The following is a 2185-nucleotide window of genomic DNA, read 5'->3' as shown; positions in this document are numbered from 1 at the left end:
CGCCACCCCACATCCCGGCCGCCTCGACCTCGCCGCCGCCCAGCAGGCCCAGCAGACGGAGCGGGCTCAACAGCCCGCGATGGCCTGACCGGCGCATCCGGGGCGTGCATCCCGTCCGATGCACCGCCTCCCAACATCACCGTCCCGCCCCGGCTGCGGCGCACGCGCGCGCACCGCAGCCGGCACCCGACGCCGCGCCCGCCGAGCACCGCCCCGGTCGGCCGACGCGGCAGCACATCGGAGATCGCCATGCGCCACATCACCACCCACGACGCGCCGGCCACCGGCCTGCGCGGCATCGGAGACACCAGCTGGCACACCCGCGGAGCGTGCCACGGCATGGACGTCGAGGACGCCGACGCCGTCTTCTTCCCCGGGCCCCGGGACCACGAGGACATCGCCGAGGCGAAGGAGCTGTGCGGCTGGTGCCCGGTACGCCGCGACTGCCTCGACTTCGCCCTGGAGAACGTCCTCAAGGAGGGCGTCTGGGGCGGCCTCACCGAAGCCGAGAGGCGTCCCTTGCACGACGGACTGCCCCAGCGTCTGGACTACCGGCGCGTGACGGCCTTCTTCCAGGGACGCGACGTGCATCTGACCGAGGCCGAGCGGCAGGTCGTCATCGACCACGCCTACGTGCGCGGCTGGCGGCCCGACCGGCTCGCCGCCGCCCTGCAAATCAGCCACAAGCACGCCCGAGACCTGCTCCGGCAGGCCGCCAACAAGGTCTTCGACCGCGACCGCACCTACGGCGTGCCGCGGCCCAAGAAGAAGCGGAAGAAGACCACCACGGCAGCAGGCAGCCCCGCGCCCGCTGCACCCGGCACACAGCAGCCGATAGCCCGCCCGGCAGCGTCGACTCCGGCGCACGCCTCTCTCGGAAAGGCCGCATGACCCACCCCGTCCTGGCCCTCAGCGCCGCTCCGGACCTCCCTCTCCTCCTCGCCGCCGGCGTGCCCGCCGCCCTCGTGCTGGTGCTGGTCGCCTGGACGATCCGGCGCCGGGGTACGCGCCCGCAGAAACGTCTCGGCGGTCCGGCGGTCAAGGTCGCTGCCCTTGCTGCCCTCGGCTGCACCGCCTACAGCGCCGACACCTCATGGCGCTTCGCGGCCGACTTCCTCGACATGGCCGGCACCGCCGAGCGGGCCGGCATGTTCGCCGCGGCCGAGCTGGCGCTCTTCGCGACCGCGCTGATGGCACGCCAGAACCTGGCCACTCAGGGTGCTCCTGGTCTGCCGGGCACGCTGGTCTGGGTGATCACCGGAGTGCAGGTGATCCCCGCCTACGCCGAGAGCGGCCCCATCGGCGGCACAGTCCGGGCCTTCGTCGGACCGGTCATGGCGGCGATGCTGTGGCACCTCGCGATGGGAATCGAGCTGCGTCTTCGCACCCCGGGCGCCGCCTCCCACGGACTGATCGCCGTCCTGGGCCGGGAGGCACGCGAGCGGCTCCTGTCCCGCCTCGGCATCGCCGCGCGAGACCGCGACGCCGCACAGATCACCCGAGACAGGGCGACCGCCCGGGCGGTCGCCCTGGCCGCCCGCCTCGCCGAGCGCACACCCGAGCAGCAGCGGAGCTGGCGCGGCCGGCGGCTCACGCGGCGCCTGTCGAAGGCGGTCGGCAGGGCCTCGGTCGGCACCGACCCCCTCCAGCGCGCGAACCTGCTCGACCAACTCGCCGCCCGCCGGCACGCACTCGCGCTCGCCACGGTCCCGCTGCCCTCGCCCTGGTCCCCGGCGCAGAGCACCACAACGCCAGCCACGGTCCCCTTGCAGTCGGCCCCGAAAGCGCCGGTCCCCGTCCCCAGTCCCCACGGTCCCGACGAGTCGGACGGGGACCCGGGACCGAGCGATCCGAGGGGACCGGTCCCCGAGCTTGCGGACTCGAAGGCGTCGGCAGGCCCGGGGACCGAAGGCGAGAACGCGGGGACCGGTGTGGGGACCGAAGCCCTAGAAGCAGGCCCGGTCCCGGGGACCGGTCCCGCCAACCCGGAAGCCTCGGAGGGGGACACCCGAGGCGTGGGGACCGAGCGCCTGACGCGAGAGGTTCCTGCTCAGGGGCCTGATTCGCGTCGGGGACCGAACGCCGCCGAGTCGGGGACCGAGCCCACCGGGGACCGGGGACCGACCGACACCGACACGGGGACCGAGCCCACCGGGGACCGGGGACCGACCGACACCGACACGGG

Annotated in this window: 2 protein-coding genes; both read left to right on the top strand. The window is 74.5% G+C overall.

Features of this window, described 5'->3' with window-relative positions; translation table 11 throughout:
* Nucleotides 1–249: 249 nt before the first annotated feature.
* Nucleotides 250–891 (top strand): WhiB family transcriptional regulator, encoded by a 642-nt coding sequence (locus O3Q52_RS52230; protein WP_269655416.1) that lies wholly within the window; start codon nucleotides 250–252, stop codon nucleotides 889–891.
* Nucleotides 888–2185: hypothetical protein (locus O3Q52_RS52225; RefSeq protein ID WP_269655415.1), on the top strand; the 1298-nt coding region annotated here is incomplete at its 3' end. The genes O3Q52_RS52230 and O3Q52_RS52225, both read left to right, overlap by 4 nt.

This window comes from Streptomyces sp. ActVer (assembly GCF_027270795.1).
GTDB lineage: Bacteria > Actinomycetota > Actinomycetes > Streptomycetales > Streptomycetaceae > Streptomyces > Streptomyces umbrinus_A.
The sequence above is the reverse complement of the archived record's forward strand: the minus strand, read 5'-3'. Positions and strand labels throughout refer to the sequence as shown.